General features: G+C 68.3%; 16 protein-coding genes. 6 read left to right on the top strand and 10 right to left on the bottom strand.

Translation table 11 applies throughout. From position 1 onward, the window contains the following. Window positions 1-46: 46 nt before the first annotated feature. From ACH47Z_RS28605 to ACH47Z_RS28590, 4 genes are all read right to left on the bottom strand, one after another. Window positions 47-1,120 (bottom strand): hypothetical protein, encoded by a 1,074-nt coding sequence (locus ACH47Z_RS28605; protein ID WP_399078606.1) that lies wholly within the window; start codon window positions 1,118-1,120, stop codon window positions 47-49. 129 nt (window positions 1,121-1,249) lie between these two features. After that, window positions 1,250-1,936, bottom strand: coding sequence for a DUF317 domain-containing protein (locus tag ACH47Z_RS28600; protein ID WP_399078605.1), 687 nt, complete (start codon window positions 1,934-1,936; stop codon window positions 1,250-1,252). A 78-nt stretch (window positions 1,937-2,014) separates the two neighbouring features. After that, a complete protein-coding gene (locus ACH47Z_RS28595; protein WP_399078830.1) occupies window positions 2,015-2,296 on the bottom strand; it encodes a hypothetical protein in 282 nt (93 codons plus the stop codon). Window positions 2,297-2,400: 104 nt separating this feature from the next. Next, on the bottom strand, window positions 2,401-2,772 hold the full coding sequence (locus ACH47Z_RS28590; RefSeq protein ID WP_399078603.1) for a DUF317 domain-containing protein: 372 nt from the start codon (window positions 2,770-2,772) through the stop codon (window positions 2,401-2,403). Between the two features lie 287 nt (window positions 2,773-3,059). On the opposite strand from ACH47Z_RS28590, the gene ACH47Z_RS28585 reads away from it, so the two are divergent. Further along, a complete protein-coding gene (locus tag ACH47Z_RS28585) occupies window positions 3,060-3,920 on the top strand; it encodes an abortive infection family protein (RefSeq protein ID WP_399078601.1) in 861 nt (286 codons plus the stop codon). 227 nt (window positions 3,921-4,147) lie between these two features. Here ACH47Z_RS28585 and ACH47Z_RS28580 read toward each other — a convergent pair whose 3' ends face one another. Both ACH47Z_RS28580 and ACH47Z_RS28575 read right to left on the bottom strand, forming a co-directional pair. After that, window positions 4,148-4,879, bottom strand: a complete 732-nt coding sequence (locus ACH47Z_RS28580) for a hypothetical protein (RefSeq protein ID WP_399078599.1) — start codon at window positions 4,877-4,879, stop codon at window positions 4,148-4,150. 9 nt (window positions 4,880-4,888) lie between these two features. After that, window positions 4,889-5,407, bottom strand: a complete 519-nt coding sequence (locus ACH47Z_RS28575) for a hypothetical protein (RefSeq protein WP_399078597.1) — start codon at window positions 5,405-5,407, stop codon at window positions 4,889-4,891. A 531-nt stretch (window positions 5,408-5,938) separates the two neighbouring features. Between ACH47Z_RS28575 and ACH47Z_RS28570 the strand changes: the two genes are divergently transcribed. From ACH47Z_RS28570 to ACH47Z_RS28560, 3 genes are read left to right on the top strand one after another with little or no spacing between them, the layout of a single operon-like run. Next, window positions 5,939-6,598 carry a hypothetical protein gene (locus ACH47Z_RS28570; protein ID WP_399078595.1) on the top strand — a complete coding sequence of 220 codons (660 nt, stop codon included), beginning with the start codon at window positions 5,939-5,941 and terminating at the stop codon, window positions 6,596-6,598. A gap of 31 nt (window positions 6,599-6,629) precedes the next feature. After that, a complete protein-coding gene (locus tag ACH47Z_RS28565) occupies window positions 6,630-8,126 on the top strand; it encodes a DNA polymerase Y family protein (RefSeq protein WP_399078593.1) in 1,497 nt (498 codons plus the stop codon). After that, window positions 8,119-11,271 carry an error-prone DNA polymerase gene (locus ACH47Z_RS28560; protein WP_399078591.1) on the top strand — a complete coding sequence of 1,051 codons (3,153 nt, stop codon included), beginning with the start codon at window positions 8,119-8,121 and terminating at the stop codon, window positions 11,269-11,271. Before ACH47Z_RS28565 ends, ACH47Z_RS28560 begins: the two co-directional genes overlap by 8 nt. A gap of 67 nt (window positions 11,272-11,338) precedes the next feature. On the opposite strand, the gene ACH47Z_RS28555 is transcribed toward ACH47Z_RS28560, so the two are convergent. The 3 genes from ACH47Z_RS28555 to ACH47Z_RS28545 form a co-directional block, all read right to left on the bottom strand. Continuing rightward, entirely contained in the window at window positions 11,339-11,614 is a 276-nt protein-coding gene (locus ACH47Z_RS28555; protein WP_399078828.1) for an aldehyde-activating protein, read from the bottom strand. A gap of 397 nt (window positions 11,615-12,011) precedes the next feature. Further along, window positions 12,012-13,055: a serine hydrolase domain-containing protein gene (locus tag ACH47Z_RS28550; protein WP_399078589.1), complete on the bottom strand. Its 1,044-nt coding sequence runs from the start codon at window positions 13,053-13,055 to the stop codon at window positions 12,012-12,014. A 76-nt stretch (window positions 13,056-13,131) separates the two neighbouring features. Next, the gene (locus ACH47Z_RS28545; protein WP_399078586.1) at window positions 13,132-13,626 is read right to left on the bottom strand and encodes a glycosyltransferase; all 495 of its coding nucleotides are present in this window, start codon (window positions 13,624-13,626) and stop codon (window positions 13,132-13,134) included. Between the two features lie 352 nt (window positions 13,627-13,978). Here ACH47Z_RS28545 and ACH47Z_RS28540 point away from each other — a divergent pair, with 352 nt between their 5' ends. Beyond that, on the top strand, window positions 13,979-14,731 hold the full coding sequence (locus ACH47Z_RS28540) for a hypothetical protein (protein WP_399078584.1): 753 nt from the start codon (window positions 13,979-13,981) through the stop codon (window positions 14,729-14,731). Between the two features lie 24 nt (window positions 14,732-14,755). Here ACH47Z_RS28540 and ACH47Z_RS28535 read toward each other — a convergent pair whose 3' ends face one another. After that, a complete protein-coding gene (locus tag ACH47Z_RS28535; protein WP_399078581.1) occupies window positions 14,756-15,190 on the bottom strand; it encodes a DUF6228 family protein in 435 nt (144 codons plus the stop codon). A gap of 83 nt (window positions 15,191-15,273) precedes the next feature. Between ACH47Z_RS28535 and ACH47Z_RS28530 the strand changes: the two genes are divergently transcribed. Next, window positions 15,274-15,483: a hypothetical protein gene (locus ACH47Z_RS28530; RefSeq protein WP_399078578.1), complete on the top strand. Its 210-nt coding sequence runs from the start codon at window positions 15,274-15,276 to the stop codon at window positions 15,481-15,483. The last annotated feature ends 59 nt before the right edge of the window (window positions 15,484-15,542 follow it).

The following is a 15,542-nucleotide window of genomic DNA, read 5'->3' as shown; positions in this document are numbered from 1 at the left end:
GTCCTCCCGACAGGCCCGGACACCGGGGTTTCGTCGTATCAGGCAATCAGCCGTCGAGACGGAGTTCGCCTGGCTCGTAGCGGAGTTGGAAGGTCTGCGCATGCTCCCCGTGCATCCAGTACAGGGTCATGGTCGACAGCATGCTGCGCTTGATGTACCGGGTTCGCGAGGGCATTCCTTCGTCCTGCTGGACAATCCAGGCTTCCACCCGCTCCGGCAGACCGAACCGCAACGCGTATGCCTCCGGGTGCTCTGCGGAGCGCAGTTCCCAAACGGGATGTGACGCTGCCTGATTGCTGCGACGCAGACGCACCGCGTGCGTGGGGTGCCCTCTCGCGTAATCCACGAAGGCGTACAGATCATCCGAGGCCAGTCCCAGGACGAACGGCGCTGCCGGAAAGGCCAGGACAAGACCCAGTTGCGACCGGCTGTACAGAGCCTGAGCCAAGTAATCGAGTGGGCCGCGAATCGCATCGGGCAGGTCCACGTCGCCCGCGTCCATTTCCAGCAGCGGCCCGCGAAGATACGTCCGTATCTCGTGCACCTTCGGCCGCTCGGCCGCAGGAGTGTCTTCGAGAACTGCGTGAATGGTATCGGCCGTGGTCTTGACGAGATTCCGCAGTACGGCGAAGTCCGGTGCGGAGAGGTCGATCAGGGATATCTGGTGGGCCAGCGCGTAGTCCTGTGCCTCCGGGCTGAAGCCGGACGTGGAGAAGATCGCGTAGCTATAGCGGTATCGCGTCCGTGGCCGGCCGGTCCCCGGGGCGGTGAGCGTGGTGGTCTCGCCCTCGTTCACGTCGTGGATCACACCGTGGCCGTTGCGTACGGTGGGCAGACCAACTGGAGCTGTAGTCAGGTACTTTGCCTCGACGAACAAGCGGACCGGCAGGGAGAACGGCGGAACGTACCGGAACTGTCCGAGCGCATCGACCTGGTGCCATGCCCCGCGTCCACGGACCAGCAGTCCGTTCTTGTCCGCTTTCAGCACCTTCCACGGCTCTTTGTCCTTGTCGTCGTCGGCCGTGAGGACTTCGAAGCCGCTGGACCGCAACAACCAGGCCAGCACCTCCTCCAGGAGGTAGCCGCGCAAGGGTCCTTTGCCGATTACTTTGCCTGCCACGACGGCGATCCTAGGCACGGCCTTCATCTTGGTTCCAGGGTGGCGTCAGGTGAGCTGGTGCCGGGCCTGGGAGAAGGGGGGCATCACCCCATCGATCCCTCGCCACGGTCACCGGCTATGAGCAGCCGGTCAACCGCGGCGTACGACGGTGAGACGGTCCTCCGCCCCCTCGGGCAGCGTGCGGCGCGGTACCGGGCCGGGTGCGGCGAGCGAGGAGGCGAAGGCCGCGACCAGTTCGTGCGGGGCGCTCGCGCTGAAGCTCGCGCACCACAGGTACGGTGCCCCGAGCACGGGCTCCGCCCACGCCTGCCACCCCAGTAGATCATCGCGGGGGTCGGCGTCGTGGATGAGCGGCGGCAGCATCTCCAGCGAGACGTTCGTGGAGAAGCCCGGGTCGGTGGCGGTCGTACGCGGGCGGTCCATGTCGCGCAGCCAGCCTCGGGCGCTGAGCGCGGTGAGTACCGACTCGGCGTTCTCGAGCCCGGCATCGGGGGTCTCGCTGGCGTCGAGTGCAAGCAGGAAATCGGTGAGCGCCTCGTGCGGAACGCCAGCGGTGAAGTACGCGTTCCACTCGGTCAGGGCCGAGGCATGGTGCGGACGGGCCGACAGCTGCCAGGCCACCGGGAGGCCGCCCAGCTCGAACGGGTAAGCGGCGAGGATCCACTCGGCGCCGCGCAGGCCGTCGGGGCTCACATAGAGCAGGGTGTTGCGGGAGGTCGGCCACATACGCCAGCCGAGGTCGGTCAGGGTGTCACCGATCCGCTCGGCGAGGACACCGTCGTCACCGGCCAGGTGGCGAGGGGTGACCCAGTACATCGGGTCCGGCGAGGCGGGACGGGAGGGATCGATGGGGTGGTGCGGGTGCAGAGGCGCCTCCGTCAGTTCAGGGGTGAATCACTGGCCGTTGTTCGGCCTGGCCGCGCCGCGTCGGCGGCGCGCGGGTGCCTCGACCGGCCCCTGCCAGGTCAGAGCGATGGCTACGGCGGGCGGCAGGGGGCCGAACTGCTCGGCCTCCGGGGACTCGGCGATGTAGACCATCGGCTGGCCGTGCTCGTCCACCGTCTTCTCCACGCCGCCCAGACGGTGGGCCATGGGGAAGAAGGGGTTGATGGCCAGACGGACGGGTGTGTCCCGGTCGCAGGCGGACAGCAGGTCGAGGATGTCGCCGACGGTCATCTCGGGCGAGTGCGGGTTCAAGGCGTTCTCCTAGCGGTAGCGGACGAGGCCGCGCGAGCAGGGGCAGGGTACGCGGCGCGTATGTAGGGAGGGGGACGTGCCGGTCACAGGGGCCGGGAGGTGGACAGGATCCGGGCCACAGCATCGGCGACGATCTCCGCCGGCGTGTCCGTGCCGAAGGCGATTCGGTAACCGGGGGCGTTCGCGGTGCCGGTGACTGCGATCACCCAGCCCTCGCCCGTCACCCAGTCCTTGTCGGCGCCGCCGGGCCGGCCGTTCGGGAAGTGGCCGAGGTAGAACCGGCCGTCGCGCGAGCCAACGTGCACGTCGGCACGGTCGTCGACGATGTGAGTGAAATCGGCCTCCGAGAACTGGTCGATCACCTCCATCGCCTGGCCGGCACCGAGCTTCCAGGAGCGGAGCCGCAGAGCCGCGACCGTGGTGGCGAATCCGGGTTGGGCCGCATCCAAAGCCACGACATCACCTCTCTGACCTGTGGTTTTCCCGAAGGTCGTTCAGGTTGACATGGTGTTGCAGCGTCCACCAGTCCTTTGGGCGATCTTCCTTGTCTGCCACCGGCGAACTGTCCTTTGACACCCAATGTGAGATCTCAGATTCCGTGGCCGAATCTCACGACCAATGGCCACCCAGTGGCCGATCAGCCGCAACCCGAGACTGGTTGGTCAGACGGGCGCGGCGTGGATCAGACGTCACCTTGGGAAAAGACAGTGACGGTGTCAGGGTCTGCTCCTATCTTCAGACCATGACCGTCACCGCACGGCGGGAGTTGGTGAGCCCGGCGACCCGCAACGCCTTCCGCTCTCTGGCCACGGACCTGACCGTCCGGATTGTGGCTGAGCTGTGGGAGGACCACGGGTTCGCGCCCATCCCGCCAGATGAGCTGAAGTACCAGGACTCAGGCCAGCGGCGGACTGAATTCATGCTCTATGCGGAGGGCGTGGACTGGTCGGATCCGAACCAGATTCGACGAGTACTCCTGGTCTTCGAGGACTTCATCCGCGCGTACCGGAACCCGGACGATCAGGGAACTCCGAAGTGGCTTGACGACATCAGGGTCCGCTTGGAGCGGGACGGCTTCACTCTCGATAAGGAGGGGAGGATCTCCTGGTCCAACCCCCCAGTGCTGGTCCGCGACCTCAGCACCCTGAGCGACGCCTCCGGCATCACGATCGAGTTGGAGCGCATTCGGAGGGACCTGACCACCGATCCCCATGGGGCCATCGGCGCGGCCAAGCAGCTCATCGAGGCAACGGCGAAGACCGCTCTTGGGGAGCTGAACATCGAGGTCGACCGGAACGCCGCGCTTCCAGCCCTGATCAGCACGGTCCAGAAGGCGCTGAAGCTCGACGCTGGCTCGGCTCCTGATGGGCCCGACGGCAGCAAGGCCGTGAAGAGAATCCTTTCGGGGTCGGTGAACATCGCAGTCGGCGTCGCCGAACTGCGCAACCAGGGCTTCGGCAGCGGTCACGGTCAGGCGAGCGCACCGTCTGGGCTTGGAGTGCGTCACGCCCGCCTGACGGTCAATGCTGCCGTGACCTGGTGCGAGCTGATCCTCGACACGCTCTCGGACCCCGCCGCGCCGTGGCACAAGGCCAAGGTCTGATCACTTCGAGAAGAGGGCCAGGTTTCGGGGTGGAGCAGATCGCGCCGCCCCGCAGGCGTGACTTCAGCTCGCCAACTTGGACCTCCCGCCCACCGGTCCCGGCGGGCCGACTACACCCTGAGGAAATGCCCCGGCCGTAAGACGGACCGGCTGTGCCATCAACTTGACCCGCCGTCGGGGCTGGAGCTTTCCTTGGGGGTGCCCGTCTCTCGCCGCGGCGACGCCCGTCATGATGTCCCAGTCCGCCAGGACGCACCGAGTTCCGCAAGCCGCCCTCGAAGTGCGCCGCGCTGCTCCTCCAGGTCCTGCGAGGCGGGCGAGAGGAGATAGACGTTGTCGCGGTAGAGGCGGAACCCGAGGCTCTGCCACCCCTGGGCGATCTTGGCGTTCACGCGGTCCCATTCGGCCTGGTCCGTCAGACGCTGACTACTGAGGTCGGTGATGCCGGGTGAGCAGGCGATGGCCCGGCAGCCGGCCATGAGCCGGTGGATCACCTCGCAGCCGAGTACGGCCGCCAGTCCGTGCCCACGCCACGGAGGATCCAGCGTCACCCGGTCCATGACGAGCAGTCCGGAGCCGACGTACTCCAGCAGCTCGCTGACCTCGCTGGCGAAGAAGCCCGTCTCGGGATCGAGGAGCACCTGGGCGGTCTCGTACAGCTCCTCGGATTCCTCTTCCATCGCCCGGAACGCATTCCGGGCGCCGTCGAGGTGCACCCGGTAGAACGTCATCGACCCCACGGTGGCGTCCTCGACCGTGCACGCGGGGCACTCCGCGGTGACGCAGCTGCTCGACACTGCCGGGCCCTGGCCTCCGTCGTGCACACGCCGGCGATGTAGGACGGACACGCTCCATCGCTCCAGCGTGTCGGCCTGCGGGGTGTCCCAGAGTTCGTCGTCGTAGGAGATGCGCAGGTACAGGTCGGAGGGATCACCTGGAAGCTGAGGCCGCTTGCTCACCCGGTAAACCTAGACGTTCAGGTCCTGCACGATGGCCTCAAGGACCGCACCCGAACCCTCGATCGGGGTGGGCATCACGACACCGACCACCGTTCGGTACGCGGCACCGCCCGACAGCAGCGACGGCTCGGGCTTCTTGGTCACGATCCGCAGGACCCCGTGTCCGGGAGCCCCCTCGATCCGGTAGCCGGATTCGAGGCGAGAGAGCCATCCGTGGTCCACTGCCACCGCGGCGCCCCGGAGCGCACCGATACGCAGGCCACGGGTCACCCAGGCCGACCAAGCGACCTCGCTCCAGTCCGAGCCGTCGGCCGGGTCCGGAATGACGCCTGAGAGGTCTGGGTGCTGCTCAGCCACCCAGCGTGAGGGCTGCGCTTTGCGGAGGACCCACTGTCCATCCCGGGCTACCTCGCCAGGATCGAGCCCTGGGGTGAGGCGCATGTCGAGAGCGACGTGGCCGTCGGTGATCCGGTCCCCGTGGACCCAGACCTTGTCTTTATTGACGACCCAGTCGCAGAGCCGCTCCATAGACGCTGTCACTCGTTGTGCTCCCAGAAGAGATCGTTGCCCCTCCACAGTAGGCGGGGAGCACGGCGAGTCTCTCTCAGACGGCCCTTCCGCCTACGGTCGACGCCATAGCCACGCTCCGGGCGAACAGCCCCGCGTGACCATCGCACGCGTAGAAGCGGCGGCCATCATCGGGACCGGCGCAGGGCTCGAACCACATCACGGCGGCCTGTCGGCATGAGTGGTGGTCACAGTCGTGAGGGTCGGTCATCAGATCCGCCAATCCCATCCGCGCGTGAGTCATGCGTGGAGGCTCGCCGCAGACCCTCACGTTTGGCGTTGCGGGTCGGGCGCGAGCGTGATGGTCATCCAGGGCGCCGCCGCTTCGCGATAGCTGTGTCCGACGGGGCCAGTCCGGCGCTGCGGGTGAGGCCGTTCACGACTGCCGCTCCTTTCGCCGGAGCGTCAACCGCAGCCGGTCACGACAGCTCGTGCGTGTGGCGTGGCATTCGTCCGCTTGCATTTCTCGCACAGGGAATCGAACATGTGTTCATGCACGTCGTTTCGCCTGGTGAGCGAGGGACTCCGGAGGCGACCGGAGTCGAGTCCGGCATGCTCTCCAGCCTGCTCCCGGGCGGGAAGCTGCCCCGCGGCGCGGTGGTGAGCGCTGGGGGCGACCTGCCGCTGCTGATCGCGCTGGCCGCGGAGGCCGCCACCGACGGCGGCGCCTGGGCAGCGGTCGGTCTGCCGCAGCTCGGCGGGCTCGCGGCGGCGGATGCTGGTTTGGACCTGGCGTGCGGGCTGGCCGTACCCGAGCCGGGACGGCGGTGGCCCGAGGTGCTGGCGACGGTGTGCGAGGCGGCGCCGGTGGTCCTGCTCGGCCCCGTGGGACAGGTGGCCTTGCGTACCAGTCGCCGTATCGCGGCCCGCCTGCGGCGATCCGGCACGACGCTGCTGACCTGGCAGGACTGGCCGGAGGCGCAGCTGCGGCTGCGGGTGACCGAGGCCCGCTGGGACGGACTCGGGAACGGCTTCGGTATGCTCGCCGGCCGCCGCGTCCGTCTGATGGTTGCCGGTCGGGGTGCGGCGACGCAGCCGCGGCATGCCGACGTGTGGCTGCCGGGGCCGGACGGTTCGGTGCAGTTGATCACTGGGCCCGCCGCCACCGTCGGCGCGGATGTCGTGCCGCTGCGGCCCGTCACCGCGGGGTGAGCCGGCTGTGCGTGCACTAGCGATCTGGACGATGGACTGGCCCGTGGTGGCGGCGGGTGCGGATCACGACGAGCCCGTGGCGATCATCGCGCGGGAGCGTGTGGTGGCCTGTTCGAAGGAGGCTCGCCGGCAGGGCGTGAAGCGTGGGATGCGGGTGCGCCAGGCATCCGGTCGCTGCCCCCAGCTCAGGCTGCTCGACCGGGACCCCGAGGCGGAGGTGCGGGCGTTCGAGCCGGTGGTGCGTCTGCTGGAGAAGCGTGTCGCTCCGCACATGGAAGTCCTGCGGCCTGGCCTGGTCGCGGTGCCCGCTCGCGGACCTGCCCGCTATTTCGGCGGCGAACAGGCTCTCGTGGAGCACATCACCACGGTGCTCACCGAGGCCGGGGTCGCATCACGTACCGGGGCGGCGGACACTGTGTTCGCCGCTGCGCTGGCGGTTCGGGCCGGGCAGGTCGGGGACTTGGTGCCGGCCGGGCAGACCGCCAGCTTTCTGGCCCCGTATCCGGTGGGGGTGCTGGGCCGCCCACGGCTGTCTCAGCTGCTGCCCCGCCTGGGCATCACCACGTTGGGAATGTTCGCGGCGCTGCCGGGTGAGCGAGTGCTGGCCCGGTTCGGACACGACGGCGCCGCAGCCCAGCGCACCGCCCGCGGCCTGGAGGCCCGGCCACTCAACGTGTCCGGGGCGGATCGTGACTACAGCGTGGCCGAGACGTTCGAGCCGCCCGAGGACAACCTTGAACCGGTCGCGTTCATCGCCAAGGCGCTCGCCGAGCAGCTTCACGTCCGTCTCGCGCGGGCCGGTGCGGTGTGCGCCAGGTTGCAGGTCGAAGTGGGACTCGCGTCCGGGCTGCGCCTGTCGCGGCTGTGGCGACACGAGGGTCGGCTCTCCGCGCTGGCGGTGGCCGAGCGGGTGCGCTGGCAGATCGCCGCCTGGGCCGAGACCGGGCAGCTCGATGCCGCCGCGGCGGGGATCACCACACTGCGGCTGGTCCCGGAGGGACTGTCGGCGGCGACCGGCCGGCAGTCGTTGTTGTTCGGGCCAAGGATCGCGCCGGAGGAACTGGAGCACGCTGCGGGGCAGCTGCAGGCGATGCTCGGCCACCGCGCGGTGGTGCGTCAGGAACTCGCCGGAGGCCGCGGGCCGGGCGAGCGGATCGTGGACATCCCGTACGGCGATGCGCGCTCGCGCCCGTTGATGGAGGGGACGTGGCCGGGCCGGCTGCCGGCCCCGCACCCGGCCGTCGTCTACCCCACCCCGCGCCCTGCCCAGGTGATCGGGGCAGATGGTGGCCCGGTCGGGGTGAGCGGACGCACCCTGCTCACCCAGGCCCCGGCCGGGCTGTCCATCGACGGTGCCGCGCCGGTGGCGGTGACCGGGTGGACCGGACCCTGGCCGGTGCTGGAGGACTGGTGGATCCCCGCCCAGGCCCGACGCCTGGCGCGTCTGCAGGTCGCCTGCGCGGACGGCCGCGCCTGGCTGCTGCGCATCCAGGACGGCCAGTGGGCGGTGGAGGCGCTCTATGGCTGAAGACCGTCGCGGGAAGGTCCTGCAATTCCCCGCTACGCGCGCCACGCCGAGGCCCGTCGGCGGCGGCTGGGCAGAGTTGCACGTGCACTCCGCCGGCTCGTTCCTCTTCGGCGCCAACCACGTCGAAGAGCTGGTCGCCGAGGCCGTCCGCCTCGGTATCGAGGCCCTGGCGATCACCGACACCAACGGGCTCTACGGCGCGAGACGTCTGGCGGAGTCCGCGAGCGAGTACGGCATCGGCACCGTTTACGGCGCCGAACTCACCCTGGACCAGGGGCTCGGGTCGATCGTGGTGATCGCCCGCAGCCTTCTGGGCTTCATTCGGCTGTCCGCGGCGATCAGCGCCGGCCAACTGGCCGGCGCCAAGGGCGCCCCGGTCTACGACCTCGACGCCCTGTCGGCTGCCGCGCACGAGGGCCACTGGGCGATCCTCACCGGCTGCCCCGTCATCGGCGAGGCCGCGTACGACACCGACGCCGTCCACACACGGATGGACCGGCTGGTCGACCTCTTCGGCCGCACCCACCTGCACGCCGAACTCGTCGATCACCGGCTGCCCGAAGACGGCCCGCGCAACGCCGCCGTGCACACGGCGGCCGAGCGATGGCGACTGCCGGTGGTGGCCACGAACGCAGTCCGTTACGCGGCCCCGCGGTCCGCGCGGCTGGCGGCGGCACTGACGGCGCTGCACCGTCGCGAGAACCTCGACTCCGCGGTCGGGGAGCTGCCGCCGGCCCCCACGGCACATCTGCGCACTGCCGAGGAGATGCGCATCCTCATGGCCCGCTACCCGCAGGCCGTCGCATCCACCGTCGACCTCGCCCGCAGCAGCATCATCGACCTGAGCAAACTGCGCCCGCAGCTGCCGGACTTCGAGGTGCCCACCGGGCACACCCCCGAGAGCTATCTGCGCCACCTCGCCGAGGAAGGCTGCGCCCGCCGGTACGGGCCGCGCACCGACCCGGCCACCAGGGCGGCGTGGAAACAGCTCGACTACGAACTGTCCGTGATCACCGACATGGGCATGCAGGGCTACTTCCTGATCTGCTGGGACATCACGCGGTACGCGACCCAGCAGGGGATCTGGTGCCAGGGGCGTGGCAGCGCCGCCTCCTCGGTGGTCTGCTACGCGCTGGGCATCACCTCCGTCGACGCACTCAAACACGGCTTGCTCTTTGAAAGGTTTCTGCACGCCGAGAAGACCGACCCGGACATCGACATCGATTTCGAGAACGACCGCCGGGAAGAGGTGATCCAGTACCTGTATGCCAAATATGGTAGGTCGCACTGCGCTCAGGTGGCGAACCTCATCACCTACCAACCCCGCCTCAGCGTCCGGGATTCAGCGCGTGCACTCGGCTATCCCATGGCACGTATCAATGAGATGACCCGCCATATTCACCACGAGCCACCGGGGCCCGAGGCCGATATCCCGGGCGACGTGCGTTCCCTCGCAAGTCAACTCCACACCCTGCCAAGGCATTTGGGCATCCATGTCGGGGGGATGGTACTGACCCGCCAGCCCATCGGGGAAATCATGCCGGTTGAATGGGCCACCCGAGAGGGCCGCTCTGTCCTGCAAGGAGATAAAGATGATGTGGCCGCCGCCCACCTTCTGAAAATTGACATCCTGGGATTGGGCATGCTGGCCGCCTTGCACACAGCGTGCGACCTCATTGCCGAACACCACGGAGTCAGCGTGGACATGGCCTCGATTCCGCAGGACGACCCGGACGTGTACGCCATGATTGCCGCAGGTCAGACCATAGGCGTTTTCCAGGCCGAGTCAAGGGCGCAGGTCTCAACATTGCCGCAGCTTCAGCCCCGCTGTTTCGAGGATCTCGCGGTAGCCGCCTCAATCATCAGACCGGGCCCGATTCAAGCCGGATCAAAACATCCCTATTTGCGACGGCGGGCCGGCCTGGAGCCAGTCACCTATCCGCATCCGCTAGCCGAACCAGCGCTTTCCAAAACGCTGGGGGTCGCTTTGTGGCAAGAGCAGGCCATGGCCCTGGCGATCGACTGTGCGGGTTTCACCCCGGGCGAGGCAGATCGCCTCCGCAAGGCGATGGCCGCCAAACATTCCCCGCAAAAGGTGGCGAAGCTGCGCGGACGCCTGCTCGGCGGCATGGCCGCCAAGGGGATCGACCGCGACGCCTCCGAGCTCATCATGGGCATGATAGAAGCGTTTTCGGATTACGGATTCCCGCAGTCTCACGCCCAGTCGATGGCGGGCATCATTTATGCCAGCGCATGGGTCAAGTACCACTTTCCGCACGCAATGCTTGCGGGGATTATGGCGCATCTCCCGATGGGTTTCTACGACTCTCAGACTCTCATCCAGGACGCCAAGCACCATGGCATCGAGGTCCGCAGTGTCGACATTCAGCACTCCGGCGCGCACACCACGCTCGAGCCTCACGCCGATCAGCCGGAGCAGCGGCCGGCGATCCGCCGCGGACTGACCTCCGTAACCGGGATCAGCGAGGAGATCGCCCATCGGATCCTGACCGCGCGCGGCACCAGGCCCTTCCGCTCGGTGGCCGATGTCGCCCGCCGCACGCGACTGTCAGCGAGGTTGATGGAACAGCTGGCCACCGCCGGGGCGTTCGATGGACTCGGCGTGGACCGGCGCACCGCACTGTGGTCGGCCGGCGCCTATACCGGCGAATCCCAAGACGTCCTTCCGGGGTTGGGCGACCTGGTGCCCGCGCCGGAGTTGCCGGTCATGACCGCGGCCGAGGCCACCAGCGCCGACCTCGACGCGTCTGGCGCCAGCGCCACCGCCCATCCAGCGCAGCATCTCCGTACCCTGCTGGCCTCGCACGGGGCGCAGCCCGCACGCGAGGCTCGTGACCTGGCAGACCAAACCCGGGTGCGGGTCGGCGGACTGGCCAAGTACATCCAAAGGCCCCCAACAGCGAAGGGGGTGGCGTTCGGCGCCCTGGAGGATGAGACCGGCATGATCAACCTGGTCTTCTCTCCCCCGGTCTGGGAACGTACGCGAGAAGCAGTCCTCGGCGCACCCGCGGTGCTGCTGGAGGGGCACATCGAACGTGACCACGGCTCGGTCAACATGATCGTGCACCGCGCGCACGCACTGGCGGGCCCCGCTCGGGCCCATCAGCCGGGGCGATTCAGGTGACGATCAGAGGGAAGCCGACGTTCGCCACTCGTGCCCGCGGAGGGACCAGGGTGATGCCCGCCGGGCATCACGCGCGGCTCTGCGGGTCGGGCGCGAGCGTGATGGACATCCAGGGCACGTTGTCGTGGAAGGAGGCGTGGATCGGCACGAGGTCTTCGCCGCTGGTGTCGTCGAGGGCGGTGACGTTGATGCCGATCTCCGGGATGTCGCTGTCGATCGCCGCGACGCGGCTGCCGCAGGTCGGGCAGAACCCGCGCTTCGCCTCACCGGGGAAGGTCTCGTACCAGGTCGGCTCGCCACCCTCGCCGATCCAGGTGATCGTCTTGAAGCCCACCCACCACATCACGGGGGTGCCGCCGAGTTTTTGGCAATGTCCACATTCACAGGTGTGAGGGAAGACTGCGGGGCCCTGGGCAGTGAAGCGGATGCGACCGCAGAGGCAGCCGCCGGTGCGATCCTCGGCTGGTTCGGTTCGCTGGGCGCCGGCGGTTGAGGTGGCGTTCATCAGGTGATCTCCCGAGCGTGATGGGCAAGTTGAGCCCATCAGTGTGCCACCGCTGCGATGATCGCCGGGACGCTGTTGACGGCTCTGGCGTGGCCCCGGCCGTGTGCGCCGCTTGCAGGGGTGTCACAGGGCCGGGCTACGAAACTGCTGCTCAGGGGTGTCTGAGGGTGCGGATGATTGGAATCACGCCACGGTCGAGACGGGCGTCGGCGCCTGACTCGGCTGGGGCGCCGGGTCATACGAAGGCGAGTCCCCGGAAGCTGTTGCGGATGTCCGTCAGGGGCTGGCGGTCCCGGGTGTAGTAGATCTTGTTGGTCAGCAGGATCGCCCAGCGGTCCTGCTGAGGGGAGATCCACATGCCGGTGCCGGTGAACCCGTAGTGGACCCAGGCGTCCTGCGCGGTGGTGGCGCCGGGGGCCGGGTGCCAGAACAGGCCGCGTTCGGGCTGGAGGTGGCCGGTCTGGATCGTCAGGGAGTGGGCGGTCCACTCGCTGCCGAAGCCGGCTTTGGGAGAAGCGATCGTGGGGTCCAGCATGTATCGCAGGAAGACGGCGAGGTCGTCGGCGACGGTGAAGGTGCCGGCGATGCCGCAGACTCCGCCGAGGAGGCGGGCGGAGAAGTCGTGGGCGACGCCCTTGAGATGGGTGTCGGTGTCCTGGTCGAGCTCGGTCGGAGCACACTTCGCGGCGAGGCCGGCGGGCAGCGGGCCGAAGCGGGTGGTGTCCATGCCCAGCGGGCGCCAGGTTCGCTCGGCCGCGACCTGGTCCAGGGGCGTCCCGGAAAGATGTTCGGCGAGGTAGCCGAGGATGAGGGCGGCGCGGTCGGTGTACTCCACGGCCTCGCCCGGCGGCCGGTGCAGGACCTCGTGCAGGACGCCGTCGCGAACGGCCTGCGGGTCGGTGCCGTACAGGTTCTTCAGCTGGGCTCGCAGCGGGACGCCGGCGGTGTGGGTCAGCAGCTGCCGGGAGGTCACGGCGCCGAGCGGGTGCCCGGTGACCTCATTCCAGAAGGTGCCGAGCGGGGCGTCGAGGTCGAGGACGCGGTCCTGCCACAGGGCGCCGATGGACGACCACACGGCGAGGATCTTGGTGAGGCTGGCGGCGTCGAAGACGGTGTCCGGCCGCATCCGTACATCCGGCTGGTCGGGGTCGAGGACGCCGGCGGTGCCGGAGGCGTGGATGCCGGAGGCGGTGCCGACGGCCCACACGGCGCCGGGGTAGACCTTGTCGCGGACGCCTTCGTCCAGCAGGGCTTCGATGCGTTCGATCGCGTACGTCATGGTCTCCCTGTTCGCCGTGGGCATCCCGCCGGTCAGCGTAGTGACCAGGGTGGGCCGGATCGTGCAGTGGCGCGACTCATGTGAGCTGGCGGGCGAGGTCGTACAGGGCCTGGGCGGTCGCCGAGAGGGGGTAGCGGGCGGCGTTGTCGTGTCCGGCCTGGCGGAGGGCGGGCAGCAGGCCGGGGGCGGTCCGCAGGCGGTCGATCTCGCGGGCGAGGGCGGCGGTGTGGGTGAAGTCGGTGGCGACCCCGGAGGCGGCCAGGGCCTCGCTGAGGCCGGGGACGGGCTGGTAGAGCACGGGCAGTCCGCAGGCTTGGGCTTCCAGGGCGACCAGGCCCATGGCCTCCAGGGTGGTGGACGGCATGACGAGCACGTCGTGCTCGGCGAACGCCTTCCACAACTGCGGGCGCCGCAGCCAGCCGAGGTAGCGCGCCGTCACACCGGACTGTTTCAACAGCGGGGCCAGGGCATGGAACTGGGACCGCCGCCGTAATCTTCCCCTACCAACCCCTCCGAACCGAGGGCGCCTGCCCGCATCACGCCACGGCAGGGGGCGTACGGCGCATCGCACACGAGGCTCGTCTTGTGACTGGTCGAGATAGTTGTCACCGGAGTCCTACAGCGACCTGTGGTTCGTCGTCCGCTTGAGCACGGTGGTCGTCACCGCCTGAGCGCCATAGTTGTCACCTGTCCTGAGTTTGCGAGCTACTACCACCAGTGACGGCCGACTGGAGCTGCCGCGAAGTGCCGTGCACCGGGGAGAGATAGACCTTCATCGCTCCGGGTGCTTAGCCAAGTAGATTTCGGGGTGGCATCTCCATCAACTAGCCCGCAGTACGGCCCACTTGGTGAACCGTGCGGGCCCCAATACCGAGCGGAAGTACTACATGGCGCTTCATCCCCTCCAGGGTCCGTTGGATCGCATGATCGACTACCTGAGTGACGCTCAGCGCATCCATGATGTGATCCAAGAGCGGCTCCGGCAGACGACCGCGGACCGCCGCGCGCAGGGGAAGCCTGGTGGCGGGCAACCCGGCAAGCAGCACTCCTCCCTCAACCGCGCTGTCGTGGTGGCCGCCGTCGGGGCGCTCGAAGCGTTCAATGAAGATCTCGCGTTGACCGCTCAGCCACTCGATCCGCAGGCCACTCCACCAGCCCCCTGGTACCAGATCGACGGCAAGAAAGGGATGGTGCAGACCCCGAGTCCCTACAACCTGCGCAAGCTCTACTGGACCTTCTTCCGATACGACCCGACATCCGACTGGGACTGGGCCGTGGACGTTGCCCCGGCCGAGCTCGGAAAGGGCAGCAACTGGCGCGTCGGAGCCACGACGTACCGGGGACCCGACGCCTCCTCGTTCCTGGATGCCATGGTCAAGGTTCGTCACGGCTTCGCTCACCAGGACAAGGCTCAGAAGCCCCCCGCCTATGCGGGGATCGTGACGCTGACTCCGACTGGCAGGATCTCCATCCATTCACACCACGCCACGAACGCCCTCAGCGTGCTACTCCAGTTCGCTGTCCTCACGACAACCGGCTTGGCAGACCGGTTGTCGGTCGCGGGACAGTTTCGGTGGTCCACCCACATGGCCGCCGCGAACTGGGAGGGGCTACTAAGGAATACGCCAGCGGGAACCATGGTGTCGAAGAACTGGAAGAATGCGCCCCAGCTTTAGAGGCTGTCTCACGTGGTGCTCCAGCTACTCGACCGTGCTCGTGAGGAACGTGTGGATCTCGGCGGCGAGGTTTCGCATCTCCTCGCCGGCCGTGTGCACGGTGGTGGTCTCGAAGTGCCACTCCTCGGACGGAGGCCGGTCGTGGATGCCCCACGTGAGGTGGACGTAGCCGCCGGGGCGGTGTTCCGCCGAGATTGTCAGGTCGTGTTCCAGGGAGCGCCAGGTGCGCGCCCCTTTCCAACCGCGGAAGTCCTCGGCCAGCGTCGCGAGGAATGTGTCGATGCCGTCGCCGTCCCACGTCCGCACCAGGGTCTCGACGCTCACCCATTGCCCGCGAGCTTTCACAAGGAAGTCGAGTGTGGGATCACCCCCGAACGGTCTCGTCGGCTCGGAGAAAAGCAGGTGGACCGGTCGCGGTCCGGGGTCTCCCACGCGTACCACTGCGCCATCTTCGATCATTCGAGCAGGTTAGAAGTCGTGAGAGTCGCTGACCAACTGCTATCCCCGCACCGCAGTGGCCACTTGAGGCATGATCGTCCGCCATGGCTGTGGATCTTGCGCGGGACCTGGTCCCCGATGGGCTGTGGAAGATAGCCGCGCCGCTGATACCGCCGGCCTTGCTGACGGTGCTGTTCGCCGCGGCGCTGGCGCATCCTGATCCTCAGGTCAGGGCGCGGGCGGAGCGGATCATCGGGGTGATTTTCCGGGCACGGTGGAGCGGACAATTATCAGCCCAAATCGGGGTGCCATAACTGGAGTTCGAATGCCGACCATGGGCTCGGCTCCGTTCACGCGCTCACGACGAAGCCCC

Source organism: Streptomyces sp. NPDC020192 (assembly GCF_044388685.1).
In the GTDB taxonomy this organism is placed as follows: Bacteria; Actinomycetota; Actinomycetes; order Streptomycetales; family Streptomycetaceae; genus Streptomyces.
The sequence above is the reverse complement of the archived record's forward strand: the minus strand, read 5'-3'. Positions and strand labels throughout refer to the sequence as shown.

Excerpts from the sequence above, each read along its gene's own strand:
- ACH47Z_RS28600 (WP_399078605.1), bottom strand. The coding sequence starts at position 1,936 with ATGTACTGGGTCACCCCTCGCCACCTGGCCGGTGACGACGGTGTCCTC.
- ACH47Z_RS28595 (WP_399078830.1), bottom strand. The coding sequence starts at position 2,296 with ATGACCGTCGGCGACATCCTCGACCTGCTGTCCGCCTGCGACCGGGAC.
- ACH47Z_RS28585 (WP_399078601.1), top strand. The coding sequence starts at position 3,060 with ATGACCGTCACCGCACGGCGGGAGTTGGTGAGCCCGGCGACCCGCAAC.
- ACH47Z_RS28575 (WP_399078597.1), bottom strand. The coding sequence starts at position 5,407 with ATGGAGCGGCTCTGCGACTGGGTCGTCAATAAAGACAAGGTCTGGGTC.
- ACH47Z_RS28570 (WP_399078595.1), top strand. The coding sequence starts at position 5,939 with ATGCACGTCGTTTCGCCTGGTGAGCGAGGGACTCCGGAGGCGACCGGA.
- ACH47Z_RS28565 (WP_399078593.1), top strand. The coding sequence starts at position 6,630 with ATGGACTGGCCCGTGGTGGCGGCGGGTGCGGATCACGACGAGCCCGTG.
- ACH47Z_RS28560 (WP_399078591.1), top strand. The coding sequence starts at position 8,119 with ATGGCTGAAGACCGTCGCGGGAAGGTCCTGCAATTCCCCGCTACGCGC.
- ACH47Z_RS28555 (WP_399078828.1), bottom strand. The coding sequence starts at position 11,614 with ATGTGGTGGGTGGGCTTCAAGACGATCACCTGGATCGGCGAGGGTGGC.
- ACH47Z_RS28550 (WP_399078589.1), bottom strand. The coding sequence starts at position 13,055 with ATGACGTACGCGATCGAACGCATCGAAGCCCTGCTGGACGAAGGCGTC.
- ACH47Z_RS28540 (WP_399078584.1), top strand. The coding sequence starts at position 13,979 with ATGATCGACTACCTGAGTGACGCTCAGCGCATCCATGATGTGATCCAA.
- ACH47Z_RS28535 (WP_399078581.1), bottom strand. The coding sequence starts at position 15,190 with ATGATCGAAGATGGCGCAGTGGTACGCGTGGGAGACCCCGGACCGCGA.
- ACH47Z_RS28530 (WP_399078578.1), top strand. The coding sequence starts at position 15,274 with ATGGCTGTGGATCTTGCGCGGGACCTGGTCCCCGATGGGCTGTGGAAG.